General features: G+C 42.1%; 19 protein-coding genes, 1 tRNA gene and 1 CRISPR repeat array. Of the genes, 10 read left to right on the forward strand and 10 right to left on the reverse strand.

The window, feature by feature from the left end; genetic code table 11:
• Positions 1 to 226 precede the first annotated feature (226 nt).
• On the forward strand, positions 227 to 1405 hold the full coding sequence (locus AACU32_RS02035) for an endo-1,4-beta-xylanase (RefSeq protein WP_096607822.1): 1179 nt from the start codon (positions 227 to 229) through the stop codon (positions 1403 to 1405).
• Between the two features lie 192 nt (positions 1406 to 1597).
• A complete protein-coding gene (locus tag AACU32_RS02040) occupies positions 1598 to 3799 on the forward strand; it encodes a GumC family protein (RefSeq protein WP_096597369.1) in 2202 nt (733 codons plus the stop codon).
• 201 nt (positions 3800 to 4000) lie between these two features.
• Here AACU32_RS02040 and AACU32_RS02045 read toward each other — a convergent pair whose 3' ends face one another.
• Complete coding sequence (locus tag AACU32_RS02045) at positions 4001 to 4624, reverse strand: class I SAM-dependent methyltransferase (protein ID WP_096597371.1); 624 nt, start codon at positions 4622 to 4624, stop codon at positions 4001 to 4003.
• A 93-nt stretch (positions 4625 to 4717) separates the two neighbouring features.
• On the opposite strand from AACU32_RS02045, the gene hemH reads away from it, so the two are divergent.
• Together hemH and AACU32_RS02055 are read left to right on the forward strand one after the other, a co-directional pair.
• Positions 4718 to 5881: a ferrochelatase gene (hemH, locus tag AACU32_RS02050; protein WP_096597373.1), complete on the forward strand. Its 1164-nt coding sequence runs from the start codon at positions 4718 to 4720 to the stop codon at positions 5879 to 5881.
• 214 nt (positions 5882 to 6095) lie between these two features.
• Positions 6096 to 7154 carry a WD40 repeat domain-containing protein gene (locus AACU32_RS02055; RefSeq protein ID WP_096597375.1) on the forward strand — a complete coding sequence of 353 codons (1059 nt, stop codon included), beginning with the start codon at positions 6096 to 6098 and terminating at the stop codon, positions 7152 to 7154.
• A 31-nt stretch (positions 7155 to 7185) separates the two neighbouring features.
• On the opposite strand, the gene AACU32_RS02060 is transcribed toward AACU32_RS02055, so the two are convergent.
• The 3 genes from AACU32_RS02060 to hemL form a co-directional block, all read right to left on the reverse strand.
• Entirely contained in the window at positions 7186 to 7749 is a 564-nt protein-coding gene (locus AACU32_RS02060) for a DUF4126 domain-containing protein (protein WP_096597377.1), read from the reverse strand.
• A gap of 254 nt (positions 7750 to 8003) precedes the next feature.
• Positions 8004 to 9299: an adenylosuccinate lyase gene (gene purB, locus AACU32_RS02065; protein ID WP_096597379.1), complete on the reverse strand. Its 1296-nt coding sequence runs from the start codon at positions 9297 to 9299 to the stop codon at positions 8004 to 8006.
• Positions 9300 to 9792: 493 nt separating this feature from the next.
• Positions 9793 to 11091, reverse strand: a complete 1299-nt coding sequence (gene hemL / locus AACU32_RS02070; protein WP_096597381.1) for a glutamate-1-semialdehyde 2,1-aminomutase — start codon at positions 11089 to 11091, stop codon at positions 9793 to 9795.
• Between the two features lie 107 nt (positions 11092 to 11198).
• Here hemL and AACU32_RS02075 point away from each other — a divergent pair, with 107 nt between their 5' ends.
• Both AACU32_RS02075 and hisIE read left to right on the forward strand, forming a co-directional pair.
• On the forward strand, positions 11199 to 11387 hold the full coding sequence (locus AACU32_RS02075; protein WP_096607823.1) for a ChaB family protein: 189 nt from the start codon (positions 11199 to 11201) through the stop codon (positions 11385 to 11387).
• Between the two features lie 76 nt (positions 11388 to 11463).
• Positions 11464 to 12114 carry a bifunctional phosphoribosyl-AMP cyclohydrolase/phosphoribosyl-ATP diphosphatase HisIE gene (hisIE, locus tag AACU32_RS02080; RefSeq protein ID WP_096597383.1) on the forward strand — a complete coding sequence of 217 codons (651 nt, stop codon included), beginning with the start codon at positions 11464 to 11466 and terminating at the stop codon, positions 12112 to 12114.
• Between the two features lie 717 nt (positions 12115 to 12831).
• Here the strand turns inward: hisIE and AACU32_RS02085 are convergent.
• Positions 12832 to 14697 carry an iron uptake porin gene (locus AACU32_RS02085; RefSeq protein ID WP_096597387.1) on the reverse strand — a complete coding sequence of 622 codons (1866 nt, stop codon included), beginning with the start codon at positions 14695 to 14697 and terminating at the stop codon, positions 12832 to 12834.
• 719 nt (positions 14698 to 15416) lie between these two features.
• A complete protein-coding gene (locus AACU32_RS02090; protein ID WP_096597389.1) occupies positions 15417 to 16694 on the reverse strand; it encodes an MFS transporter in 1278 nt (425 codons plus the stop codon).
• A 465-nt stretch (positions 16695 to 17159) separates the two neighbouring features.
• Between AACU32_RS02090 and AACU32_RS02095 the strand changes: the two genes are divergently transcribed.
• Positions 17160 to 17357 carry a DUF2811 domain-containing protein gene (locus tag AACU32_RS02095; protein WP_096597391.1) on the forward strand — a complete coding sequence of 66 codons (198 nt, stop codon included), beginning with the start codon at positions 17160 to 17162 and terminating at the stop codon, positions 17355 to 17357.
• Positions 17358 to 18033: 676 nt separating this feature from the next.
• On the opposite strand, the gene AACU32_RS02100 is transcribed toward AACU32_RS02095, so the two are convergent.
• Positions 18034 to 18753, reverse strand: coding sequence for a response regulator transcription factor (locus AACU32_RS02100; RefSeq protein ID WP_339378667.1), 720 nt, complete (start codon positions 18751 to 18753; stop codon positions 18034 to 18036).
• Between the two features lie 719 nt (positions 18754 to 19472).
• Here AACU32_RS02100 and AACU32_RS02105 point away from each other — a divergent pair.
• Positions 19473 to 20099: a CPP1-like family protein gene (locus tag AACU32_RS02105; RefSeq protein WP_096597397.1), complete on the forward strand. Its 627-nt coding sequence runs from the start codon at positions 19473 to 19475 to the stop codon at positions 20097 to 20099.
• A 163-nt stretch (positions 20100 to 20262) separates the two neighbouring features.
• Here the strand turns inward: AACU32_RS02105 and AACU32_RS02110 are convergent, their stop codons facing one another.
• Positions 20263 to 20976, reverse strand: a complete 714-nt coding sequence (locus AACU32_RS02110) for an HAD family hydrolase (protein ID WP_096597399.1) — start codon at positions 20974 to 20976, stop codon at positions 20263 to 20265.
• 198 nt (positions 20977 to 21174) lie between these two features.
• On the opposite strand from AACU32_RS02110, the gene AACU32_RS02115 reads away from it, so the two are divergent.
• Positions 21175 to 21248 (forward strand) — tRNA-Pro (locus AACU32_RS02115).
• A 219-nt stretch (positions 21249 to 21467) separates the two neighbouring features.
• Positions 21468 to 21799: a CRISPR direct-repeat array (repeat unit 37 nt; unit sequence CTTTCAACCCACCCCTAGCCGGGATGGTTGTTGAAAC).
• A 518-nt stretch (positions 21800 to 22317) separates the two neighbouring features.
• Here the strand turns inward: AACU32_RS02115 and cas12k are convergent.
• On the reverse strand, positions 22318 to 24342 hold the full coding sequence (gene cas12k / locus AACU32_RS02120; RefSeq protein ID WP_096597401.1) for a type V CRISPR-associated protein Cas12k: 2025 nt from the start codon (positions 24340 to 24342) through the stop codon (positions 22318 to 22320).
• 168 nt (positions 24343 to 24510) lie between these two features.
• Here cas12k and AACU32_RS02125 point away from each other — a divergent pair, with 168 nt between their 5' ends.
• A complete protein-coding gene (locus AACU32_RS02125) occupies positions 24511 to 24681 on the forward strand; it encodes a hypothetical protein (protein WP_339377429.1) in 171 nt (56 codons plus the stop codon).
• A 65-nt stretch (positions 24682 to 24746) separates the two neighbouring features.
• Here AACU32_RS02125 and AACU32_RS02130 read toward each other — a convergent pair whose 3' ends face one another.
• Entirely contained in the window at positions 24747 to 26621 is a 1875-nt protein-coding gene (locus tag AACU32_RS02130; RefSeq protein WP_339377430.1) for a GmrSD restriction endonuclease domain-containing protein, read from the reverse strand.
• Positions 26622 to 26737 lie beyond the last annotated feature (116 nt).

The raw sequence follows: 26737 nt of genomic DNA on the forward strand, positions 1-26737 counted from the left end.
ATCATAACTTTTTTCTCTACCTCTTTTCCCTATTCTCTAACCTCACAGATACGATAACTATGCAACCGGACATTATCTAAAATATTTGTAATCATAAATTATGAGTACCTGTAGGGTGGCATTGCCCACCATATCCGGGCTTTGTGTGGCATAGCCCTACCTACGTATATTTCAAAAATCAAATATGAATTCTATATCTAAAATCTTTGTAATCATAAATTATGAGATGAGTAAAATATTAAAATTAACTCCCAGACGCAATTTTTTATTTGGCTTAGGTAGTTTAGCGGCTATCAGTGCAGTGGCAATTAGTCGAAGTTTTAATAATAATCAGGAGAAAAAAGCACTTGATAATCCTGAAAGAGATTTTACAGTTTCCCAGAAGCTTTCTTTAAAGCAACGTGCTGCTCAAAAAGGATTGATTTATGGAACCGCTAGCACCAAAAGCTATCTGGCATCTGATCCGGCTTATATGGCTGCCATAGTGGAAAATTGCAGTATGTTTGTCCCAGAATGGGAATTTAAGTGGACTGCTGGTGATGCAATGCTTCGTCCTGGAGTTGATCAGTTTGATTTTACTGCTGCTGATTGGATAGCTAATTTTGCTGCGACTCACAAACTTCTATTGCGTGGACATACTTTAGTTTGGCATGAGTCTTTACCTCAGTGGTTTAAGGAAACAGTTAATAGTGAAAATGCACAGCAGCTATTACAAAAGCACATTCAAACCGTGGTTAAACGTTATGCAGGAAAAATCCATTCATGGGATGTAGTGAATGAAGCTATAGAACCAAAAGATGGTAGGGATGATGGTTTGCGCATCACTCCTTGGTTAGAATCTTTGGGTACAAATTATATTGATTTAGCTTTTCGTCTCACCGCTGAAGCTGACCCAAAAGCATTGTTATTTTATAACGATTATGGTTTAGACTACGACACCCCGAAACATGAAGCCAAAAGGACAGCTGTACTCAAATTACTAGAACGTTTGAAGTCCAATGGTACTCCGATTCATGGTCTCGGTATTCAAGCTCATTTATCTCCGGGAAAAAATAAATTCAATCCCGAAAAGTTGCGGCAATTTCTTCAGGATGTGGCCAGTTTGGGGTTGAAAATTATGATTACAGAAATGGATGTGGCAGATCAAGAGCTGCCACGAGATATTGAACTGCGCGATCGCATCATTGCTGGAGCTTATGAAGATTATCTTTCAGTAGTGTTAGAGGAAAGTGCGGTCATTGCAGTCATCACCTGGGGATTGAGCGATCGCTATTCATGGCTGAGTGAATTTCAACCTAGATCGGATAAAGCTGCTGTGCGTCCTTTGCCTTTTGATGCTCAGATGCGACGCAAGTTAGTCTGGAATGCGATCGCTCGTGCTTTTGATAACGCACAAAGACGCTAATTGTATTTTAAATGTTAGATTGCTCCCATTCAAGCCAGGATAACAGGTTAACTTTTTTAACCTAGCTAGTCTATACTATTATTGTTACAGGGTATGAATCATTATCTAATAGCCTAAATTTCCACCTTCAGTAAGTAAATTTCTATTTTTAATTTACTCTCGGTACTTAAAAAAATTATATCAGGCATAACTATGGAATCCAGAGAATCTATTGATTTAGACCTGAGTCGTTACTTATTAATGCTGAAACGGCAGTGGCTACCTGCCAACAGCATCTTTGCGGCTACAGTTGCCATGAGTGCTTTAGCCACAACATACATGAAACCATCCTATGAAGCACAAGGAAAACTATTATTCAAGACTCCCTCTTTTAAAGTAATAGGAAGTAATCTCTTACCGAATAACTCTGAAGGAGAAGAAGCTGATTTAAAACCGTTGGTATCAACACAAAATCCTATAAGTACTCAGATAGAAGTTATTACTTCCCCACCTTTGTTACAGCGCACGATAGATCAACTCCATCTCAAAAATAACAACGGGGAAGTTTTGGCAGTTGAAGAGCTAGCAGAAGCTTTGGAATTAAAAATTGTTGGCGGTACAGACGTATTGCAGCTTAACTATAAAAGCCGTAACCCTGAAGAAGCAGCGGCAGTAGTTAACACAATTATGAAGATGTATGTAGAAAATGATATTACCACGAGTCGTGCCGAGGCCGAAGATACTCGGGAATTTATGTCCAAGCAGCTTCCTAAAATGCAAGCTGCTGTTCGCGAAGCAGAAGTAGCACTACGCAAATTTAAAGAGAAGCATAATATTGTAGATCTATCAGAGGAAGCAAAGTCAGGCGTTGCGATCATCGGGAATTTAAACAACGAAATTCATACTATTCAAGCTCAACTAGATGAAGTAAATGCGCAAAGCAATGAACTGCGCCAGAAAGTAAATCTTAATTCCCCAGAGGCGATTACCGTAATGGCTATCAGTCAGTCGCCAGCAATCCAGGGAATTCTTGCACAACTCCAAGATTTAGAGCGACAGTTAGCGACTGAGCGTAGCCGATTTTATGATGATAACCCCGTAATTACAAACTTAGAAGCGAAGAAAACCACTTTACAAACCCTACTACAAAAGCAAATTGAACAGATTGTTGGCAATCAAGTTAAAATTCCCCAAGGACAATTGCAAATTGGGGAACTGAAACAAAATCTGATTAAAGATTTCCTGCAATCAGAAGTGCAGCGCAATGGTTTGACTAAAAAACTCGCCTCTCTGTATAATTCTCGCTCTGCCTACGAACAGAGGCTGAAAATTATACCTCTGTTAGTTCAAAATCAGCGTGAGTTAGAACAGAAGCTAGAAGTTGCCCAATCTACCTATCAAACTCTCTTGAAAAAGGTTCAAGAATTACAAGTAGCGGCAAATAAAAATACAGCCAATGCGCGAATAATTGCTCAGGCTTCAGTTCCAGAAGAGGCAGTATTAGGGAAAAAACCCATTGTTTTGTCTCTAGGTGTGCTGTTAGGTCTGTTTTTGTCTACTAGTGCTGTTGCTGCTCTAGAAACAAGAGATAGATCGCTAAAAACACTCAAAGAAGTTAAAGAAATATTCGGATATACTTTGCTAGGGATGCTTCCCCTATCTACTAAAAAGGGTCGCTCCCGGAATCGGGATGCTGAATCAATCACTCCAGAAGTCCCTGTTAGAGATACGCCGAACTCTTTAACTAGCGAAATTTACCGGATGATTCAAGCTAACCTGAGGTTTCTCAGTTCAGATAAGGTGGTGAAAACTATCGTCATCACCAGTGCAGTTCCCAAAGAAGGCAAGTCTACAGTATCAGCTAATTTGGCAGCTGCGATCGCCCAACTAGGACGTAGAGTTTTATTAATTGATGCAGATATGCGCGTTCCTTCTCAGCATCATATCTGGCAACTTACCAATGCAGCAGGTTTGAGCGAAGTACTTGTTGCTCAAGCTGAATTCAAGCAGGCTGCGTGTAAGGTTATGGATAATCTTGACGTTTTAACAGCTGGAGTCAGACCTCCCAATCCATTAGCTTTACTTGATTCTAAGCGGATGGCATCACTGATTGAGAAGTTTTCAAATCAATATGATTTTGTGATTATTGATGCCCCTCCCCTACTCCTCGCCGCCGATGCTTTGACTTTAAGCCACATGACTGATGGGATTTTGTTAGTGGCTCGCCCTGGGGTAATTGATTCTAGCAGTGCCAATGCTGCTAAAGAAATGTTGGAACGCTCCAGTCACAACGTCTTAGGTTTATTAGTTAATGGGACAGTTGAAAAAAATGAACCTAGTGGTGATTTTTATCATGCTAAAGAGTATTTTAGCAATGAAGGGGTGGCAAAAAAATCTCCGATCAAAACACTTTAATCAAGCAGCAGACTAGGCGATAATCATTATTATTATTCTGCTGTTGTGATTTTGCAGATGTGAGCTTTGAATTTTTTTGTAGCCACAAAAAAAGATAGACTTCCCGATTATTCCGCATTTTCAGACAGGGAATGCCTACCTTGATGGCAAAACATATCTATGCAACTTGAGTATGAACCACATCATGGGAAAATTTCTGGCTTATTTTCTCCCCTGAATCACCTGTAGACTTCCGCCAGCATATAACTTGGGTTCACCCACTTCAAACCCTGTTTCTGCCAACAAGCCAGCTAAATCAGTCTTGAGTAATTCCCAAGCTGTCTCAGTTTCAAACAAAAGTAAAAACAGTGACACCCCTGGCCAGAATAGAGGATTTGTGGGCGCGTGAAAATCCACCACGGTAAATACACCCCCCGGTTTCAGTACGCGATAAACCTCGGTAATAATTTTTCGTAATTGCTCACTTTGCATCTCATGTAGTGCCACACTTGTATGTACTACATCAAACTCACAATCTGTAAAGGGCATATTTTCTGCAAAAGCTTCCACATAAGCAGCACTAGGCACATTCTGCTGCGCGCGTTTGAGAGATAAGGGAGAGGCATCCAATCCTGTTACGTTTTGTGAAAATTTCACTAAAAATTGCGTTGCCTGACCACTGCCACAACATAAATCTAAAATCTTCGTCTCTGAGTTGATTGTTAAACCTTGCAAAGCGAGTTGCCGAAAACGAGTTTCACCGCCTACACTTAATGCCGCGAAACCTGATATGCCATCATACAGCCACTGATAGCGGTAACTCCAGTCCCGTAAAATTGTTGCCATGACATCTTTGCGTCCTATTAACCTTTATATTTAATAAAGATATATTGTTAACATTAGTAAAAAAACTGAAAGGGTTGGGGGAAAGTAACTGCTATGGGTCGTGTAGGCGTTTTATTACTCAATCTCGGTGGTCCAGATAAGCTAGAAGATGTTGGGCCGTTTTTGTTTAACCTGTTTTCTGATCCAGAAATTATTCGCCTACCATTTCGTTGGCTGCAAAAACCCTTAGCTTGGTTCATTGCTTCGCGGCGGACAAGAACATCGCAAGCAAACTACAAGCACATTGGGGGTGGTTCACCGTTGCGACGCATTACAGAAGCGCAAGGTGAAGCACTCAAAGAACAGCTGAGTGATTTGGGGCAAGAAGCTAATATCTATGTGGGAATGCGTTATTGGCATCCTTATACCGAAGAAGCGATCGCTCTTTTAAGCCAAGACCAAATCGAACACTTGGTGATTTTACCTTTATACCCCCAATTTTCCATCAGTACCAGTGGTTCCAGTTTCCGACTTTTAGAAAAACTTTGGCAAGAAAACCCAAAACTTCAGCCCCCTGAATACACTGTCATTCCCTCCTGGTATAAACAGCGTGGTTATCTGCAAGCAATGGCAGAACTTATCGCCCAAGAACTCGATCAATTTCCCAATCCCGATCAAGTTCACATCTTCTTCAGCGCTCATGGTGTACCAAAAAGCTATGTTGAAGAAGCAGGTGACCCTTACCAGCAAGAAATTGAGGAATGTACGGTGCTAATTATGCGTACCCTTAATCGTCCTAATCCTCACACTTTAGCTTATCAAAGTCGTGTAGGTCCGGTAGAGTGGCTACAACCATACACAGAAGATGCGTTGAAAGAATTAGGAGAACAAGGCGTTAAAGATTTAGTTGTCGTACCTATCAGTTTTGTCTCAGAACACATTGAGACACTGCAAGAAATTGACATTGAGTATCGAGAAGTAGCCGAAGAAGCCGGAATTCATAACTTCCGTCGTGTACCTGCTCCCAACACCCATCCAGTATTTATTCGCGCACTGGCAGATCTAGTGATTGATTCTTTGACGCAGCCCAGCCTGAAGCTGTCACAAGTCACTCAAATGAAGAAACAGGTGAAAATGTATCCCCAAGAGCGTTGGGAATGGGGTATGACGACTAGCGCCGAAGTATGGAATGGTCGGATTGCGATGCTTGGCTTTATTGCCTTGATCATCGAACTAGTTACTGGTCGTGGACTACTGCACATGATTGGTCTTTTGTAACCGCTACGCAAAATCAACTAATGGCTGAAGTATGAAATTACTTCACCTGTGGATGAATTTTGGATGCGTGGATTTTGCGAAAAGTTCTCAGGAGGGTTTACCTACCCCACCCGACAACCTTATCGGGTGGGGAATTTTGCGTTACGGTAACAACGGAACAGTGTGTTGTTGAATGAGTCGGAGTCATATATAAAGCTTTAGGTGCAGGCCGACAATGACTCTCAAGCAAATCCCTTGGAAAGCACTCACAGTATGGACTCTTACGATAGTAACTACTGCTGTTTCCGGTTGCACTGCATTTACTTACAGGAATCAGGACTCAATTAGCCAATCTTCGCCAAATAGTCAACCACTCCGCCAGCTCTCAACAGAGTCAGATTCGGGTTATTCGGTTGCTTATTCTCCAGAAGTATCTAGGGCAAACAATCCTGTTGGTTCTGCTCTTCTTCTTGCCAGTGCTGGTGCTAAAACCGTTAAACTTTGGAATCCCAGCACTGGAAAACTCATCCGTACCTTCACCGGACAGGCTTGGGCTGTTAACTTTAGCCCAGATGGTCAGATTCTCGCTAGCGGTAGTCAGAATGGAACTCTCAATCTGTGGAATGTTAGCACTGGAGAACTCATCCGTACCCTCAAGCATTCAGAACCAGTGATTGATGTGGTCTTTAGTCCCGATGGGCAGACACTAGCCAGTGGTCTCGACCAGGGCGCTAACATTAGGTTGTGGAATTGGCGCACTGGAAACATTATCACCATCCCTGATGACTCCAATGCTTCCACCAGGGGATTTGATAACTTCAAATCTCTACCGATTGCTTTTAGCCCAGATGGTCAGAATTTTGTTGCTAGAAGTGGTTCAGGTCAAGCTAGTCAGTTGTGGAATATTAGTACTGGTAAAGTTCTCCGCAGTTTCGATGCCAAATCCTTAATTAATGATGTCGCCATCAGCCCAGATGGCAAAATTCTTGCCACTGGTATCCGCGACAATGCTGTTAAGTTGTGGAATGTTGATACTAGCAAACTCATCTACACATTAACTGGTCATGCAGGTGAAGTTAGATCCGTTGCTTTCAGTCCAGATGGCAAAACTCTCGCCAGTGGCAGCCAAGACGGTACGATCAAATTATGGAATATTAGTACGGGCAAACTGATCGGCACTTTCACGGCGCAAACAGAAAAAGTTTGGTCTGTTGCTTTCAATCCCGATGGAAAAACTCTTGCTAGTGCCAGTCAGGATGGCATTATCAAAATTTGGCAGGTATTACCACATTGATTTTTGGCTCTGGACTCTGGACTTTTGACTTTCAACTCCTAGCCTTTGACTGCCGATGCCGATACTCCCAATACCAGTCATACCACTGCTTAGCACTGCGAATTGCAAACCAGAGCAGGATGAAAGTAATTAATCCTCCTGGCCAGGGAGCATGAACGGCAAATATTATTAAAACAACACACAAAAAATCTTGCAGAAATACTGCCCACAATGGTAAGCCACGCAAGCGATAGAACCAGCCAACTTGTACTAGTTGGAATACCAAAGCTAACAAACCGCCAATAAAAGCAATTAGCCAATGAGGTGATGTGGCTGTTGAAGAGACTGCTAACCCCATGATTGCTCCCACAATGGGGGACAACAGCAACTCAAATATTTGTAGCACTCTTTGCCCCAGGCGCTTTTTTGAAGCAACTAGTTCAAATAAAGACCAAATAGTGAAGAAGCCTAGCAACACTGGTGGCGAAATGTGAGACAAAATAGGGACTTTTGACCACAGCATACCTCCGTGCAAAAATCCCAGAATTAGTAGAGGTATACCAATTCTGATACCTACTGCCCCAGAAGCAGAAAGTGTGGCTAGGATCTCAATCATCACGGCACTCGCAGCACTACTAAATAAGGTAATTGTCGCGATTAATCCTTGTTCAGGAAATTAATCAACAGTCGCAGATACACCCATCTCAGTATTAAACTTATATAATATTTTACAACAAAATTCTCCGTTTTGGGAACTGGGGATGAGAGGGCAAAAGGGCAGGGGGACAAGGAGGACACACTTCGACTTCGCTCAGTGACCGGGGGACAAGGGGGACAAATGCTCAATGCTCAATGCCCCATGCCCAATTCCTAAATCCCTAGTCGTTGATAAACCTCTTCTAAATGGCGTAGATGTTGTTGGGGGTCAAAACAGAACTCAATTTCTGCTGGGGATAACGTTTGAGTCACACGCGGGTCTTTAGTAATCAAATCGTGGAAATTTCCCTCTGGCTTATTCCAAGCAGCGTGGGCATTTTCTTGGACGATCGCATAGGCCTCTTCCCGTTTAGTTCCCTTTTCTACTAAAGCGAGTAGGACTTTCTGGCTAAATACCACTCCGCCATAGCAGTTGAGATTTCGTTGCATATTCTCTGGATACACCAGCAGGTTGGTCACCAAATCGGTGATTTCATGCAGCATAAAATGGGTCAAAATGCAAGCATCTGGCAAAATTACCCGTTCTACGGAACTGTGAGAAATATCGCGTTCATGCCAGAGGGCGATGTCTTCCAAAGCTGCACCAGCATGACTTCTCACTAGCCGCGCCATTCCTGTCAGCCGTTCAGAACGGATGGGATTACGCTTATGGGGCATGGCTGAGGAACCTTTTTGACCTTTGGCAAAAAATTCTTCAACTTCGAGAACATCGGTTTTTTGCAGGTTGCGAATTTCAACTGCAAACCGTTCAATAGATGCGGCTACTAAGGCTAATTGCTGGACAAAATCCGCATGGATATCGCGGGATATAACTTGTGTTGAGGCGGTATCAGGTTTGAGTCCGAGTTTTTGACAAGCGATCGCTTCTACACGGGGTTCAATATTGGCATAGGTTCCCACTGCACCAGAAATTTTACCCACAGCAATTGTTTTTTTGAGAATTTGCAGGCGTTCTTGATGTCGCAACACCTCTGCTAACCACCCAGCTAGCTTAAAGCCAAAGGTGATGGGTTCAGCATGAATACCGTGGGAACGTCCAATCATCACAGTATTCCGGTGTTCTTGAGCCTTGCGGCGAATTGCCTCAATTAAATCTTCTAAGCGTTGCAGTAACACATCCAAACTGGCTACCAATTGCAATGCTAAAGCTGTATCTAGCACATCAGAACTAGTCAAGCCCAAGTGAATATAACGTCCTGCATCACCAACATATTCATTAACATTTGTTAAAAAAGCGATCATATCGTGGCGGACTTCAGCCTCAATTTCTAGCACCCGCTTGGGATCAAAATTCGCCTTGGCTTTAATTTCTGCAACAGCATCAGACGGAATGTAACCCAGTTCAGCCTGTGCTTCACAAACAGCAATTTCTACTTGCAACCAAGTTGTTAGCTTATAGGCTTCACTCCACAGATTACCCATTTCGGGCAAGGTATAACGATCAATCACAATCCGCCACAGAATCCAACCGTCATATTTTACTGCGCAAAGTGTGACAGTTGTCAGTTGTCAATAGTCAATGGTCAATAGTCAATGGTCAATAGTCAATAGTCAATGGTCAATAGTCAATGGTCAATAGTCAATGGTCAATAGTTATTTCCCCGCCGCCCCTCATCCCCAGAGGAGTCACCGAGTTCCCCGCGTCTCCCTTGTTCTCCTTATCTCCCGATTCCCGATTCCTAGTCACAACCTGAGAGCTAAAAATTAACAACCCCGCCCAGTAGCAGACGGGGTTGTTAGGGACTTACTCGTAAAAAAATATTCCCTTGCTATTGTTCACGGTTCACAGTCAACAGTCTGTAGGGGCGGGTTTATTTAGATCATTGTTGATCCACGAGGATATCTGTGAACCCGCCCGTACAACAGTCAACCGTCAACAACATGAACCTGTTGTTTATTTTTTGGAGTTCCCTTAAGTGTTCGCAACAGAATTTTGGGCAGTTTACAGACTAGATAGCACATCCCGTGCTACTGCTAAAGTCTGCTCAATATCTTCATCAGTGTGCGCCAAAGAAGTAAACCCAGCCTCAAACTGAGATGGTGCTAGATAAATACCGCGCTCTAGCATACCGCGATGGAAGCGTCCGAATTTGGCTGTATCGGAGTTTTTCGCATCTTCATAGTTATGCACTGGGCCAGCGGTAAAAAATAAGCCAAACATGGCGCTGATATGACCACCACAAGACGCATGACCAGTTTCTTGCGCAATTTGCAGTAAGCCATCTGCTAGCTTTTGCGTAATTCGCTCTAAGTAATCATAAGTGCCTGGTTTTTGCAGCAATTCTAGGGTTTTAATTCCCGCCGTCATTGCCAAAGGATTACCTGAAAGAGTTCCTGCTTGATAAACAGGGCCAGCTGGGGCAATCATTGACATGATATCCCGGCGACCGCCATAGGCTCCTACTGGCAAGCCACCACCAATCACTTTACCCAATGTGGTTAAATCAGGGGTAATGCCAAATTTCTCTTGAGCGCCACCATAGGCGATGCGGAAGCCTGTCATGACTTCGTCAAAGACTAGTAAAGCGCCATGCTCGTGGGTAAGTTCTCGTAACCCTTCCAAAAACCCCGCATCGGGAGTAATAAACCCAGCATTACCCACAACTGGTTCCAAAATCACACCAGCAATTTCATCGCGGTTTTCTTCAAATAAAGCTTTGACCGCTTCCAAATCATTGAAAGGGGCAGTTAGAGTATTGCTAGTTGCTGATTTAGGTACTCCTGGGGAGTCGGGTAAGCCGAGGGTAGCAACGCCAGATCCAGCCTTGACTAGGAACATGTCGGCGTGACCGTGGTAACACCCTTCAAACTTAATAAGTTTTTCCCTGTTTGTAAACGCCCGCATCAGCCGCAGCACAGCCATACAAGCTTCTGTCCCAGAATTGACAAATCTGACCATTTCAATGCTGGGTACAGCATCGATGACCATTTCTGCTAAGACATTTTCCAGTGCAGAGGGCGCACCAAAGCTAGTACCTTTTTCTAAGGCTTCATGAAGGGCTGCAATCACTTCTGGATGAGCATGGCCACAAATTGCCGGCCCCCAAGTACCCACATAGTCAATGTATTGGTTGCCGTCTACATCCCAAATATATGCGCCTTTAACGCGATCAAAAACAATTGGTTGTCCACCTACTGATTTGAATGCACGCACGGGAGAACTTACGCCTCCTGGCATGAGATTTTGGGCAGCAGCGAAGATTTCTTGTGATTTTGTCGTTTTAATCGTCGTATTTACCAAGGTTCTCTCCTAAATCAGTGGCAATAAAAAGTTCTATCTCAGGATAGGGTGAAAAACTGCCTAGAACTTCTATCGTATAGAATTACATGAACCAAAAAAATAACATTATGTTATACAAGTCGAATCAAGACTTGCCTTTAGAAATTCGCAATCGATTTCCTGAAGCATACCTGGATCTTTACCGGGCGGCGTTTAACTCGGCAGTTCATTGGTATGGTGAAGTTACAAAGGCGCATCAAGTTGCTTTAAGTGCTGTAAAAATGCAGTCTGCTATGGATAAAAAGGCTTTTGTTTAACATGACATAATCAGATGCCCTATTGAGAATGGTATCGTAAATCCATGAATCATTCTCACTGAAAAAATTAGCTGGTATGTCTTCTACAGAACCCAATTCACTGCACCACGCCATTCCTTTGGAAAAAATTAAATATGATGAGCGTGGTTTAGTGCCAGCAATCGTCCAAGATTATCTTGATGGCACTGTCTTGATGATGGCGTGGATGAATCGGGAGTCTTTACAAAAAACTTTAGAAACTCAAGAAACTTGGTTTTGGAGTCGTTCCCGTCAAGAATTGTGGCACAAAGGGGCGACTTCTGGTCATATCCAGAAAGTCCAAAGTATTCGTTATGACTGTGATAGTGATGCGCTCCTCATCAGTATAGAACAGGTAGGAGATGTGGCTTGTCACACTGGTGAGCGCAGTTGCTTTCATCAAGTGGATGGACAAATAGTAGCACCACCAGCAGATACATTGTCACAATTATTTCAGGTGATATGCGATCGCCGCGATCGCCCCACGGAAAATTCTTACACTTGTCAGTTATTTGCAGGCGGCGATAACAAGATTCTGAAAAAGCTGGGCGAGGAAACTGCTGAAGTGGTAATGGCTTTTAAAGATGATGATGCCGATGCGATCGCTGGAGAAGTGGCAGATTTGCTCTACCATACTTTAGTTGCTTTGGCACATCATAAAATTGATGTCAAGGATGTTTATCGGAAATTGCAACAACGTCGGCGATAGAAATGGCATGGGATTTGAGTAGAAAAGCTCGTTAAGGGACTTTCAAATCAAAAAACATCCCAATAATCAATTTACCAAGCCCGTAACTCGTAGGGACGGGGTCACTCATTGGTGTCAACTTAAGTCAAAACGCTTATCCCACAGGCATTTTACCCCAATACAGTTCAGTTAGGCTAGGATGCAATACACCGTAGGGGCACGGCACCGATAAGATTACTTTATACACCAAAAGATTGTGGATGCCGTGCCCCTACAATATCTCTTAACACCAAGCGTATTGCATTTTACCCCACCCCTTAATCCCCTCCCCGCAAGCGGGGAGGGGAAGTTTTGCGTCAGCAAAGCCGGGGTGGGGTAACGCGGATCGTGATAGTACGTGAGTAAATTCAAAATTACCTCTTCATAAGGGTTTCACGTTAAGTTGACACGTATGGGGGTCACCCCGCCCCTACAATTTGGGATAATTTATTTTTTGGAGTTCCCTAATGAAGTTCAAAACCTCATTAACGGAGTTCCAAGCCTCATTAACGGAGTTCCAAGCCTCATTAACGGAGTTCCAAGCCTCATTAACGGAGTTCCAAGCCTCATTAACGGAGTTCCGAGCCTCATTAATGAAGTTCAAAGCCTCATTAATGAAGTTCCGAGCCTCATTAATAAAGTTCAAAGGCTAATGCCCCATGCCCCATGCCCCATGCCCCATGCCCAATACCCCATACCCTAAAAAGTAAAAGTAGTCCGCAATACACCTACCGTTGTGGTTTCATTTCTACTATCGCCTTCAGGATTAAACAAAACAAATGCACCAGGGGTAATACTGACATTGTCATTTACCCGAAAGCGGTAATAAGCCTCTAAATGGTAAGGAACCGCTCGATTAACACCCGCAGCTGCTAATTGCGCTGCACCACTAGCATCTGTCCGATAAAGCGGTTGTCCAAAAATGATCCCGGCATTATTCCCAGGCTTGAGTAAATCGTTAAAATGAACGCCTACCATCCAACTAGTAAAGGTAGTACTAGCGTCAATATCTGGAGAAGAATCATCAACAAACAGCGCTGCACCATAGCCTGATAATGCAATCTTGGGAGAAAAGCGCCAGGTAACAGTCCCACCGAAGGAATTAAGTTTTACAGGTGTGCCTAAAGGTACTCCTGGTCCCGCTAAAGCACCAATATCACTACTAGTTAATCCTGTGCCCAAAATGTTGATTTCGTGATAACTATTGGCATAGTTCAAACCAATCTCAAAGGAATTGCTCGGTCTAAAAGTCAACTGTGCCGCAACTACACTACTACCACTAAATACCCCTGCTCCCAAGGGGGTGTTAGAAACTCCTGGGAGAATATCCCCTGCTTTACTAGGAAGATTGGCATTGACACTACCATACAAAGCTCTGAGATCTAGTTGGGGGGAAAAACTATAAATAAAGCCAGCCGCAGATGCTAAACCAGAACCGGAAGTACCACCAGAGACACGTAATACAGGGTTCAAATTACCAAAGCGCGAAATAGACTCTTGTCCTTCACCGTAAAATGGAGTGATCGTCGGAAAAGCATCGGAAACTTCCGCCGCTGTCCCTGCAAACAAAGTCAATTTATCAGCAACGGGAAAGATATAAAGCAGTTTGTAAAGCTGGACAGAGTTTGCACCAATGGTGGATAAATTTTTTGGATCAACACCGGCAAATTGCGGTTCAAAACTAGTACGCGCACTGCTAGCACTGAGTACGGGTGATGCTAATCCTAAACTCTCTTGTAGGCTACCACTACCATCTACACCACCTAAAAAGTTATGGGATTGCAACCCAGTGATCAGTAAGTCTTTACCTGTAAAGCTGGTGTTGAGATTTAACCGCACTCGGTTTGTGAGGATAATATTCGGATCGTTGCGATCGGGAGCGCCCCCTGTAGCACCAATAGCTGCAATAATTACTTCACCATTCAGCTTGGTAGTTGTGGAAAACTGATTCGCTTCTAATTCAGCTGTGCGAGCTTCTAAAGTATCTACCCTCCCCCGCAATGTGCTTAATTCAGCAGCAAATTCTTCTTGCAATTTTTTAATGGTATTTAAATCTTCTTTGGTAACTAAATCGCTGGTAGCAGTGGCGATTAGCTCGTTAACTCTGTCGAGACAAGCATTTAAACCAGCAGCAAATTCATAACGAGTCAGAGCGCGGTTACCTCGGTAGGTACTATTGGGATACCCAGCAATACAACCATAACGCTCAACCAGAGATTGTAATGCAGCAAATGCCCAATCTGTAGGTTGTACATCGGAAAGTTGCGATACAGATGTGACTTGTTCTATGGCATCATCTGCTAATAACAGTGGTGATGAATTTACTTGATTGGCAATAGGTAAATCTGGTTGTTCTCGATCGGAATTGCTGATTAATTCTGTTTTCCGAGAAACGTTGCTATTGGTAGCATCGCTGTTAGAAGATGCTATCTGAACAGTAGATTTTAAAATTTTGGCATTATCTGCACTGTCTGCTAAAGCAGATGTGGCTTGTACTGGCAAGAGTCCAGCAATTAAATATAAAACACCTAGCCCACCAGCATAAGCTAGTAGATTTACTTTCATGGCAAATCCTCACAAACCGAGTTGAATTAAATACAAAATTTAAAATCTCTGACTTATTGAAATTCAGAATATTGAAATTCCCAAGTCAGATTTATGTAGTATGGTATCTGCTGAAGATAAATTCTTCTCAGGTGCTTTTGCTGAGAAATTTATGATTGCCGCAGTGAACTTTAACTACCCATAGTAAAAGTAAACAATATTTAGATCCAGAATTGATAAATATATATATTGAAAGTTTCTATGATTATGATTAGATAAAATTAATCAAATAGCAAATATGGAATTTTGAGCTATGACTAGCGTAGATATTGAAGGATTTTGGAAAAAAAAGCTAGTTATTGTCCACAATAACTAGCTTTTCACTCAGACTAAAGTATTTATATATACCATGTGAATGTTAAGTTAGTCTTATGTTTATAATTTTCTGAGCCTATACAAATAAATGAGCTATATTAGGGCAATTAGCTGAGATATAATACCCATTAAAATAATCTTTGCCACTCATAAGTTATTCGTAAGGGCACAACATTGTAGTGCTACTACCCATCTCGCATTCTTCTTTAAAATTGGTATAACGCTAGATTATCTGCAATAGCAGAATTAAGAAACCCAGTCAACCAGCTACTGGTATATAGCATTAATGATTGAGGAGAGGATTAGTTCGTTTAATCGGTGGATTTTGCAGCATTTTAGTGCTGACTACAAATTTGAAGCTGAAGTTATTCACTAGACAATATCCGGTTGAGATATTGTAAAATTGCTGCGGGAATCAAGACACTCAACGAAAACCCGAGCCAAAAGTTATCGGCAATGATTCGTGGTTGATCCAATGCCCAACCGCCTAGGGGTGAACCAATAAAATGGCCGAATGCCCAGCACAGAGCATTGATGGAGAAATATACCCCCCGTTGAGATTCAGGTGCTAAATCGGTGACTAAAGAGGCAGCAAAAGGGGTATAGGAAACTAAAGCTAGGGCAAATACTGTTAATGCCAAGGTTACCCAAAGCAGATGATAATGTGGAGCGATCGCACTCACCCACATCAAGCTGAAACCAATTGCCCACAAAATAGCAGAAATTGTCAGTGCGATGGTGTGAGAGTACTGTTTTAAGGCACGCGCCATCGGAAATTGGCAAATAACAGCTAAGGCAAGATGCCAAGCAAATAAGCTGCTAATTGTCGTCGCCGCCAATCCCAGGGTATTATCATCTACCCTGACAAAGTTTTTGAGGTAAATGGGCAGAGTGCTGTGTAGCTGGGCAATGTAAGTAGTGAAGGTAATATTAACTGCAACGTAAATTAGAAGGCGGCGATCGCTTAATGCTGCTATCCAGGAAGCCAAAGGTGGCGGTGGCTGAGATGGCAATATCTGTGCCTCAGAGGTTTCATGAATTGCCAAATAGATCACCGTAAAAAATACCATGAAGGAAATGGCATCTACAATAAATAGCCCCCGATAATTCCCAGCGATCGCTACCCACCATCCAGCTAATACACTTCCTATTGCTAATCCCAAATTATCTGCAACTCTGGCGAGGGCAAAAATTTCCCGGCGATTGTCAGTTTGGCTAGCATCAGCAATCACAGATTCACCGGCTGGCCAATAGAAACCAATGCCTAAACCGACAATCAAACTGCCGATGACCAGAGTAGTAAAATTGTTAGTTGCAGCTAAAACCAGAGAACCGACGGTGGAAATCGCTGTTGCTAGCAACAAAGTGCGGCGGCGTCCCCACTCCTGGGAATCGGCTAAAGAACCACCCAAAATCCGCCCAAAAACACCAGCAACAGATGTACTAGTCAAGGCAATACCAACAGTGGTTGCAGATAAACCAACTTGATTGACAAAAAATATGGGAGCGTAAAACAGGGTGAAGCCTGTACCTACTTCCGAAAGGAACCTACCAACAATCAACATCCCCACAGGAGTCTGAAGCTGAGAAAGCCATAAGGATAACTGATTTTGGGGCGTAATTTGTAAAAGTTTAAATTTCATCAAAAGATCGTGTTTTTGTAATTCTTATCATTAACGAGTATTTTCCTCACAGATTCCACAGCGTTTCCACAGGTACTTTCAGAGTTTTCCACAGATGCCTTACGAGTTAATCAACTCTTCCCATCCTCCTGGGGATTTTTTATTTCCTACCCTTGGGAATCTCCGTGACTGAGTTTTTATAAAGTTATGTAACAGAAACTGTATCTAAACCCTGATTATTGCGATGATATTTACTTTTTATACCGCCGATTTTAACATTTCGCAGCATTGACAAACCTACCCCCTCTTAGCGCACAATGATTCGGCTTGCTATTTTAGTTAGTTACATCGCTGACATCAACTGTGTAAAATTACCTCAAATGTTGGCGGAGATTGTCAGGCTGGTGAAAGATTGTGTATGCCGCCTCTGGCTACTGACTGCAAGCAACTGGTCACTTTTGATTGACCTCAGAGGAGGAAAATCTCATGAAAACAACGGTTAACATTTTTACAGAAATCCCGGAAACACTTCACGAATCTCTCAAAAACTATTTAGACAAACATCCAGACTGGGATCAAAACCGAGTATTAACGGCAGCGCTATCACTGTTTTTACTTCAAAATGGAGATAGCGATCGCACTGCTGCCCGTGTTTACCTGGAAACCCTGTTCCATCACAGTTAAGCTATTGTGCAAGACTATCTTTGTCAAAAGTCATTTGTCCGCGCTGACAAAGTTGAGGCAGTCCCTGAGTGGGTTTCCCCCGCTTAAAGGAACTGCCGTCTGCGCACCAAAAACCTCGCCAGAGACTTTGCGCTTTGTCCTTTGTAAATACAAATGACTAATGACTAAGGACTAGCACTCATACTCTAGTATGGGTCTATTTGAGTGCATGAGTTTTCACCAGCTACAATTTTGTTTGGCGTTAATGGCGCTAATATTTAAATTGATGAGGCGTTAGCAAAAAACCATAGCATGGCTGGTTTATTTAGTGAACAGTCTGCAATTTCCGGGCAGACTGAACTATTAAAAATATTAAGTGGCACTGACATTAAATGTCAGAGTTTCAGATAACCTTTCCACAAGTAGCCAAAATTTATCCTCCGCAAGGAGGATTTATCATAAAATCGACTGATTATGTATTTGCAGTTTATTCAATAATCAGTATTACTCTGTCAGCCATCAATGCCCCTGATTCAGATCAGGTATGTCCCGATCTAGTACCTATAATCAAGGGGATAACTTTCAACGAATATACTCACCTAGGCTGTAAGCCAAGGTAAAAAAGTTAACCAATTTCTACAGTTTAGTTATTAGTCAAAAGTCAAGAGTTAAAAACTCTGGACTATAGACTAAGAACTCAAGAACTGACTTCCAACTGTGGTGCGTGAGCCGGGCTTTCAAACTTATACCCTACACCACGTACTGTCTGAATTAATGCAGGCTGGCTAGCATCAATTTCTATCTTTTTGCGAATTTGACCGATATGTACGTCTACAACCCGCTGGTCGCCGACATATTCGTAGTCCCAGACCTCTTGAATTAGTTCTGCCCGCCGCCACACTCGACCTGGATGGCTAGCTAAAAAATGTAACAAATCAAATTCCAGAGCGGTTAAGGGTACTGGTTGGTTATTAAGTGCCACTTCGCGCCGTACTGGATCGATCATCAGCTTTTCAAAGACCAGGCGTTTTTGTTCTGCTGTGGTTACAACTCGCTGACGTCTCAAAATAGCTCCGACTCTGACTTCTAGTTCTCCCAATCCAAAGGGTTTGGTGAGATAGTCATCAGCACCTTTAGCAAAGCCGCGAATTTTGTCAGCTTCGTCGGCGCGGCTAGTCAGCATTAGCACAAAAACACCATTACGGCTTTGCATCTCTTGGCAGAGGTTAAACCCAATCACATCTGGTAAATTTACATCTAAAATCACCAAGTCAGGGTTGAATTGCTCAAATAGGGCTAAGGCTGTTTTACCATCCTCAGCAGCCTCTACCTGATAGCTCTGCTTAATTAAAAAGCGTTGGATTAAATTCCGAACCGCTGGGTCGTCATCAACTACAAGAATCTTGGCAGGAGCCATGACCATCACTTTACACAAAAATTCGTAAGGATTTACAGTCAAGATTGCGTAAAAACGCAGTTTCCACTATGGGATTTGGTTAAGAACCTACAAGGCTAAAAGATGCACTTCCTGATTATCTCTTGATCATAGTTTAATCAAGATTCCGGACAATTAAACTTGTAGCTAGCCCTGCTTGTATGTAGAGCAAGTACTAAATTGTCAAATTTGTGTCCAGTAAGTAGTCATTTTAACCTCAGGCACAGTAGTCTAGTCAACTAGAATACTTTCCCAACTCCAGTAAGTGGTAATCTAAATTGTTTCAATCTTAAATCGATATGCGGATCGATACCAGTAATAATTCGGAAACTCATTCATGAAAACTTCATGACTAGTAGGTTAATTAGCCCAAAGTGAAACAGAAAAGGTAATTTTTTCATAAAAACTACTATTTAGATATTCCAAGTTCAAATTCTAGAGTAGAGCCAGAACTAGGTAACGACATGAGGGGATACACGGAGTTATGGCAATATGTTAAAGTGACTTATAGTTAAAATTCCCAGGTCGATCAAATCAACCCATGCTACTATCCAGGTAGGGCATAAAAATTGTTCGGCATCTGGGCTGGCAACTGCGATCAGTTGAATCCAGAGGCTGAATCTACGTTAAAAAGTAATTCCCAATGCTGTTTCATCCGTGGTCGTTAGACACACGGTTTCCAAACTCCCGGAAAAGTTTAGATGAGCGATCAAAATCCCTACGAAAAACTTGGGGTCTCAGAAGATGCTAGCTTCGATGAAATTCAGGATGCTCGCAATCGCCTATTTGAGCAACATAATGGCGATGCCAAGCTTCTGGAAGCAATTGAAGCGGCTTACGACGCGATTTTAATGGATCGCTTACGGATGCGCCAGGAAGGTAAAATAAAAGTACCTGAGCGGATTCGCTTTCCAGAAACTCGAGTGCAATCGCTCCCCAAAGAAAGCCAAACTAAAAGCGAGCAGTCGCCAGCATGGCTGCAACGGATGCTGGATCAGCCAACCCCTGCTGATATACTTTTACCTGGCGCTTGGTATCTGGGTTTGAGTGCAGCTAGTGTATTTTACCCAGCAACAGGCGATCAAGTTTTGCAGTTAGCATTAGTGGTTGGGGTGGGAATTAGTATTTACTTTCTCAATCGCAAGGAAGGTAAGTTTGGGCGAGCAGTTTTATTGACACTGGTGGGGCTGATAATTGGCTTAATTATCGGGGGGCTGGTTGCTAACTGGCTTTTGCTGCAAGTACCATTTGTTAATCTCACGTCAAATCAGTTTTCCACTGTGCTGACGTTTATATTATTGTGGTTGGTTAGTAGCTTTTTACGTTAACTTAAAGAACAGCTTGCCCAATGTTAGCAATGGGAGAGCTGCTCAAGTCAACTGTCTAAAAATGTGGAATTTTTCATGGCTAAGGGGTGATAGATCCTGAATTTGACGATCTATTACCCCTTAACTGTTGTTGAGCTACGCAATGGATAACAAGAAAAAAATACTAAGCAATGTAGAGAGGTTGCTGCTGGCTGAATTTACCTTCGAGGATCAGATCTACAGCAAAGCTCAAATCCCGAACAATTAAGTCAGGTTGATAAATTTCCAATTGAGTGCGATCGCGGATACCAGACTCCACAGCGATCGCCTTAATATCATGTTTTTTCGCCGCAGTGATATCAGCTTCTGTATCCCCCACCATCCAGCAATCAGCAACAGCAGGGAGTTCTGCTATTGCCCGTGTCATCAATAAAGGCTTATCTTCAATATCACGGGTTTTAACATAGTCGTTACTCAAACAATAACAGCGATTCTCTGGGAAAAATCTATCTAGCTGGAATTTTTGGAAAGCATAGTCTAGTTCCCAAACTCGGCGCATTGTCATCACAGCCAAATCGATTCCCGCTTGCTGAATCTTTAACAGTGCGTCTACAGCACCAGGTACAAGGGTGTCATATTGAAAGTACTGTTCTGTATGCACTGTTTTTCGCCGCAATTGCGCAAATTCTACTGCTTGCACTTCATCTAGTCCAGAATTGAAAGCAATTTGTTTTTCCGGGACGCGCGATCGCTTTAATTGCCAAAATTCTGCTTTAGAAAGTTCTCGTATTGATTGATCTGGCCTTTGGGTTTTCTCTAAGCAAAATTGATAAACACGGTAGTAGCGTTCCGAGACATCAACAATCGGACCGTCGAAGTCAGTAAATAGTCTTAGCATCGGCGGGAAAGCAAATGTTAAATTATATTAAAATTATCTCACTGATGATTACTGTTAGTCACCATGTTTTGAAAATCAGAACTTTCAGGTGATTCGACTATTCTACCCAGGCGATCGCAATTTCCCAAATAAAAATCAGCATGGGTGTACATTTACCATTATTAATGATATCATATTTAAACAATGGGCTTATTATGCCGGGATGTAGCGCAGCTTGGTAGCGCACTTCGTTCGGGACGAAGGGGCCGCTGGTTCGAATCCAGTCATCCCGATTATTGTTGTAAAGCGACAAATTATCTGTCCGTGGCGACATATTATTTGTCAAAAAACCAAAACGACAAATTATTTGTCAATCTCTTTCCAGAGATGATTTTCCTAATTGAAGTCGCATAGATTTTACTATACACAGTGTCGGAATTATCCCGAACGAAGTGCGCCTTTCAACCCTCCTAATTCAAACAAATATTTCACATAGTAACGACAAAAATTTGCTTTCAACCCAGCCCTAATTGGGATGGTTGTTAAAACTGCGATCGCATCATTGCTGATGGCTTTGGCAGAGTCTTTCAACCCACCCCTAGCCGGGATGGTTGTTGAAACTTTTTTGCTAATGCGAATTTGCCGAATTGGCTGCAAGATGCTTTCAACCCACCCCTAGCCGGGATGGTTGTTGAAACTTTTGCACAATTTAAATGCTTGCCCCACATTTGGTAACTTTCAACCCACCCCTAGCCGGGATGGTTGTTGAAACCAGAAGCGATCACATTCCACTATGGTTACAGGATGCTTTCAACCCACCCCTAGCCGGGATGGTTGTTGAAACTCGACCCGTCTAGAACCCTTCCTATAAAAGCTTTCCATACACATAATTTGGCAGGTCTGCTTAATAGAGTCTCAAACCAAAAATCAAAAAACTAAATGCATTGACACACTAGTTTTGCTAGCTAAGACTGGATAAGGGTTTTAATATTCTGGCAGGACTCCAGGGATTTTGCCCCCGCTTTGACATGCCAAAAAAATATTTTGGAGGGTTCCCCCGACGAAGGGGGTGATTCAGTAGCCACCACTGCGGTAACCCGCACCGTTGCGAACAACGGCTATTGCTAAAAGCCTTACTTCTTATTGCTGGGAGCGCACCTATCCCATCTATAGAATTCTACAGATGGCAGCATCAGAAGCGGGCAGCTACCAGGGTCAGAAAGCATCGACCAATCTTCGCTATGGTCAACCTAACCCAGATTTTTCACAGTACAGCGGCTCTTTAGAGCCGTTCTAAAGAGCATGAACTGCGGCGCTATTATTTTCTTATTATATTGTCAAGGTTCAGAATTTTTGCATCAACTATGTTAATTTTGCTTGACGTTCTTGATAAGCCAACAAAGCTAAATCTCTGGCTTTTTCTTGTGGGCTACTTCTAATTACTGATGATGTAATTTCAATAGAAATTGAAGCTTTGGCTGCTTGGCTTTGAATAATCTTGAATAATCGACCATAGCTCCAACGGTGAATGTTGACACGATACTGTTTGGCATAATTTTTTTGACCTTCTTTATAACCAGGGACTTTTTTCTCCGCTTTGACTTGAATCTCACTTTCAATGATTTCATGCAAATCTTGGAGTTTGGGTAGAACAATGCTACTAGCAGAGTATGTTTTTGCGATTGCAACAATCGCATCTGCTAGTAATCTATCAATGTATTGTCCTAATTCTGATTCACTAGCAGAGTTTGGAGCATTTTGTTTCTGAGCTTTGTGGCGTTCATGTGAGAGACGTTGCTGTTGCTGCCGCTGGCGGTTTAATAAGTTGTATTTCTGACCCAGTAGTTGTTTAACACTACGATAAGTTAAAACTTTTTTGCTAGCAGCATCTACCACTGCAACAGTTGCTGGTTTATCTAGACCTAAGCTGACACCAACAAGAATACTAGATTTACCTTGATATAGAGCTTGGCTGGGACGACCAGGAAAGGGATTGTTAAGTTTCCGCCTTGTTGTTAACGTCTTTTTAAGATAAGCTACCTGGTTCTTATTTAAACTATCTTTTTTTTCCATATTACTGATAGTTTTGTCTGCCTGATCGATTTTTTCAAGACGAACTAGTTCTGTTTCCTCTTGTGTCCACAAGCGTGTTTCTATAGAACATTGAAGAATTAGGCGGTGAACCGTCCACGGATCGCCTTTGCCCTTTCTCTCTTGCCAGAGAAGACGTGCAGAACGAAGAAGAAATAACCCAGAAGAGTATGTTTCTTGGTTTTCATTCCAAATTTTCCAGTCTTGGCAGAAGCGTTGAAAATAATCAAGTTGACGAGAATCACAACCAACATAAAATTCAGGATGCTTGATGATTTCCTTCAACCCATTAAATTTGACCAATATATAACCTTCTTTATTTTTGATATCAGACCAATTCACATCTTTATATGCTTCATTATCAACATCATATTTCGATTGCTCTAATATATTATTTTTTTCAGCTAAAGAATTGACCCGCCACTCCAAATCATCGCTGTCATAATCAATAGGATATGGCATACAGCTATCTCTTCTTAATAAACTAGCTTGCCAAGATTTAGCTTCATCTTCATTTTGAGAAACTTGATTAGTTGCCTTTTCTAAAGTTGATAACCACTTTTCTGCTGTAATATCTCTTCCCTTAGGCTTTCGACTTATGATTTGCTTCTTTAAACGTTCAATTTCAATCTCTTTTTGACGTTTATTTTTAGCATATTTTTCCTGGTCTTCATCCAGTTCATTGACCTCACAATTATTTTTGAGAAGATAAGCAAGCGCACACTTCGATAAGCAGTCTTCGGTTTTATCATACATATCAAATAATGCACTAAAAAGTGTGTTATTTAGAAATTCTTTATTTTTATTTTTCGTATTATTTGCTTTTTTTTTTGATTTATATTTTTTCTTTTGAGAGAACTTGGCATTAAATTTATTTAAAATTTCAGTAGCTTTGGCACGAATCACATTTAAATCGCACTGACTTTCTTGCTGTAGTTCTATATCACTCTTCAACATGTTTAACCAACGCTCTTTTCCATTTATTTGACGTTGTCGTCGCTGTTGTAAGGCAAACCAAGACTTATAAACTTCGTGGACTAGAGTAACTGCTGATGTATAAAAACGACCTGGCTGATTATTAAAGCGCTCTTGTGTTTTGAGTGAATTACATATTGTCTTGATAGCTGTTTTAGACACTTCACCTTTTTTTAACCAAGCCTCGAAGTTAGGATGTTCTGCTACCTGTTCTAATAATTCATTAATAAGCGGCGTGTTTTTCTCAGCCATCAGTTTCCATAAGTAGCGGAGAGTCGCTACATGAGCAATCAGGCGACATTGGATAGTGATAACACTCATGGTGGGTTTAGGTATGTGATATGGATGAAAGTTGCTGTTTTTTACTAGTTTGATAATTGCTTTTATTATAAGCACAATAGCGCAATGACGTAATGCCGCAATAGCGCAAATTCATTTTTGTTAATATACTATGTAAGAATTAAGCCCAGACAAGGATTTGGTGCTGGGATGAGTGAAGAAACGAGAGAAGTTAGGGGAAGGCTTCCTAAAGATTTGAAAATTGCTTTTGAAATTGCCTGTGCGCGTCTGGAATTGACGCAGACAGCAGCTTTGGAAGAAGCGGTTAGAGACTGGTTACGAAAAAAAGAGTCATCTGAAAAACAGCGCCAGCAGGAATGAGGGATGTGTTTGCTATCAGAAGACTCAGACTATTGAGTACAGTCGGCGATTCTGATACTGATAGCTTAATACTTCGTGATAATTTCGGGATGAAGCTTATACTCTGTGCTATTCCCGTTATGTTGCTCTCCAACAAAATCCTGAAAGGATTCAAAACTTAAACTTTTGCCCATCGCCTTTCCAATAAGCGTCAGCAAATTATTTGCCCGCATTTGGAAAAACGCTTCAAAGTCATCTCGCCGCAGAGTTGTTGGGGATATAGCGTGCGATCGCAATATTTCATCAAGTCTTCTAGCTGATGTACCAGAACGTTCAAACTCTTCTAAATAAACCGAAGGCGCTTTACTACCAATCTTTTTGTTTGTTTTGGCGCTTAAAGGTGTACGGTTGATCAAGCAGTTATACTTTTTAGCGTCAATGCCTTTTTTGCGACACCATGCCACAGGGAAGATATGGTGGGAATTTATCTGTTCCTCAAAATAAATCACATCATTGATTTCTTCCCCAGTACACCAATCAATTGCCCCCTCACGTCGTAGTAAAGCAGCTAAACCCTGATAGACTGCACCGTAACGTTTTCTGACGCTAATCAGCCTATCAAAAGAAAAATCTGCTTGTACAATGGTGAGCGGTAGTGAACCACCTGCTAACCACTCTGGTACTTCGATAACGTCTCTCCCGGCTCGTGCCTCATACCAGCGTGTATATACTTCCCCAAACATTCCGCACCATAACCAACGTTCCAGCATAGAACGTACCTGAAAAGAACGAGAACGCTCTCCCAGAATCGTAAAAATGGTACTAAGGATGACTAATTGAATCGGGGAAGCTATATCATCGGCATCAAAGATTTTTTGGCTATAAAGGAAACGCGCTGATTCTTCAAAACCCTGAGAAACTGGATCAGCCCATTTTTGATATTCTTCCTTTGTGAGTTTTAGCACTTCAGCCCGATCGCAAGTAACACCTGGCAATTTATCGATATTCCAGCCTTTTTTTCTCGCTTCTACCCTCTTGGCGTAACCAGCCATCAACGTAACTGCTTGGACAAAATCAGTGTTTCGGAGCTTACGCAATACTTTTAAGCATTGGAAGCGATTTGAGCGTTGTTTCCAATCATCTCTCAAACTGAAGTCAGCAGTACAATAGCTAGAACTCATTAAGTCAAAGTAATTGAGGTCACAGCCAGAAGTGTTTGTGTCTTCAAAAACTTGACAAACGGCTTCTTTTGGTAAGGAGTCCCGTAGTTGGATCACAGGTATTTGATAATGCTCGAATTTCTTGAGAACTTCCAGTTCTAAGGTGTCAATTAGCTCCAATTTTTGAGGATCGTATTGCCAATATTTAGAAAATTTACTCCGCCATTCAGAAAAAAAGAAGACTTTGGATAAAGGAAACAATAGTGCCTGATATTCTTTTTCAGGGCTAGAGCAGTCAATCCAACCACCAGTGAAAGTACGCATTATTTTGCATTCCGGTAAGGTAATGATTGCACTACGGCGATGGCATTCTGGAGCGAGGCATTTTTCGATATCCAGGTAGTACCACTTTTTGAGAGTTTTCTGGCTTTTTTGGTCTTTGATGATAACTGGTTGTTCCGACAGTAGCACCATAAATGCCGTTGTTAGGCGTTGCTGGCCATCAAGAATTAACAAGTTTGGCGACTGATTGTCTGGTTTTAACACTCCATCAACCAATCGGGGTTTAAATTGTCGGGCTTGATTACCTTGTTGAAGCATCATGACTGCACCAATTGGGTAAGCCAAAGATATGCTGGCAATCAGACGACGTACATGAGTATCATCCCAAACCCAATCCCGTTGGAAATCTGGCAGTTGGATGCGTCCAGTTTTAATATCTTTGAGGACATCAAGAAGAAAATACTTAGTGATGTCAAAGGTAGAGATTGAGTTCATCTGATGTTCTGTCATTTTTGTCATCTTGAAAGATGCGGCTGTTCATAACAGTGGGTACGTCTTTAGGTCAGCCTAAAATTAGGCTTGTAGTCAAAGCAAGGGGTTTTTGAAGCAATTGGTCGTGAGTCGCGATCGCTTTG

Source organism: Calothrix sp. NIES-2100 (assembly GCF_963875285.1).
Classification (GTDB): domain Bacteria; phylum Cyanobacteriota; class Cyanobacteriia; order Cyanobacteriales; family Nostocaceae; genus Aulosira.

Coding starts and splice junctions, on each gene's coding strand:
- AACU32_RS02035 (WP_096607822.1), top strand. CDS start 227: ATGAGTAAAATATTAAAATTAACTCCCAGACGCAATTTTTTATTTGGC.
- AACU32_RS02040 (WP_096597369.1), top strand. CDS start 1,598: ATGGAATCCAGAGAATCTATTGATTTAGACCTGAGTCGTTACTTATTA.
- AACU32_RS02045 (WP_096597371.1), bottom strand. CDS start 4,624: ATGGCAACAATTTTACGGGACTGGAGTTACCGCTATCAGTGGCTGTAT.
- hemH (WP_096597373.1), top strand. CDS start 4,718: ATGGGTCGTGTAGGCGTTTTATTACTCAATCTCGGTGGTCCAGATAAG.
- AACU32_RS02055 (WP_096597375.1), top strand. CDS start 6,096: ATGACTCTCAAGCAAATCCCTTGGAAAGCACTCACAGTATGGACTCTT.
- AACU32_RS02060 (WP_096597377.1), bottom strand. CDS start 7,749: ATGATTGAGATCCTAGCCACACTTTCTGCTTCTGGGGCAGTAGGTATC.
- AACU32_RS02075 (WP_096607823.1), top strand. CDS start 11,199: ATGTTATACAAGTCGAATCAAGACTTGCCTTTAGAAATTCGCAATCGA.
- hisIE (WP_096597383.1), top strand. CDS start 11,464: ATGTCTTCTACAGAACCCAATTCACTGCACCACGCCATTCCTTTGGAA.
- AACU32_RS02085 (WP_096597387.1), bottom strand. CDS start 14,697: ATGAAAGTAAATCTACTAGCTTATGCTGGTGGGCTAGGTGTTTTATAT.
- AACU32_RS02090 (WP_096597389.1), bottom strand. CDS start 16,694: ATGAAATTTAAACTTTTACAAATTACGCCCCAAAATCAGTTATCCTTA.
- AACU32_RS02095 (WP_096597391.1), top strand. CDS start 17,160: ATGAAAACAACGGTTAACATTTTTACAGAAATCCCGGAAACACTTCAC.
- AACU32_RS02100 (WP_339378667.1), bottom strand. CDS start 18,753: ATGGCTCCTGCCAAGATTCTTGTAGTTGATGACGACCCAGCGGTTCGG.
- AACU32_RS02105 (WP_096597397.1), top strand. CDS start 19,473: ATGAGCGATCAAAATCCCTACGAAAAACTTGGGGTCTCAGAAGATGCT.
- AACU32_RS02110 (WP_096597399.1), bottom strand. CDS start 20,976: ATGCTAAGACTATTTACTGACTTCGACGGTCCGATTGTTGATGTCTCG.
- cas12k (WP_096597401.1), bottom strand. CDS start 24,342: ATGAGTGTTATCACTATCCAATGTCGCCTGATTGCTCATGTAGCGACT.
- AACU32_RS02125 (WP_339377429.1), top strand. CDS start 24,511: ATGAGTGAAGAAACGAGAGAAGTTAGGGGAAGGCTTCCTAAAGATTTG.
- AACU32_RS02130 (WP_339377430.1), bottom strand. CDS start 26,621: ATGACAAAAATGACAGAACATCAGATGAACTCAATCTCTACCTTTGAC.